Source organism: Brucella tritici (assembly GCF_008932295.1).
Classification (GTDB): Bacteria; Pseudomonadota; Alphaproteobacteria; order Rhizobiales; family Rhizobiaceae; genus Brucella; species Brucella tritici.
Genome location: NZ_WBWA01000129.1, coordinates 1 through 243 on the forward strand (window position 1 = coordinate 1; position 243 = coordinate 243).

Here is a 243-nt window from a genome sequence, read left to right on the forward strand (position 1 = left end):
CACTGGCGTGCAACCAAAGGTGCCTATGAAGGGTAAGCCGTCTGGCGCAGGTGCCTGAGCGCGGACGCGATCTTCAGTTCACGCGCTTCCTCCGCGCCATTGCCGTCTTCGCGGTGCCACGCGGCTGGCTCGCCATCGACCCGCACGGGCTTGTCGGCGATGCTGCCTTCGATGCGGCAAATATATTCTACAATCCGCTCGACCGGGACGATCTCTGCCTCGACCTTGAACGCGCCCGGCATA

General features: G+C 63.4%; 1 pseudogene. It reads left to right on the forward strand.

The features are described from left to right. Nucleotides 1-119: 119 nt before the first annotated feature. Nucleotides 120-243: pseudogene (locus F9K91_RS25755) on the forward strand (aminoglycoside phosphotransferase family protein); the annotation flags it as partial.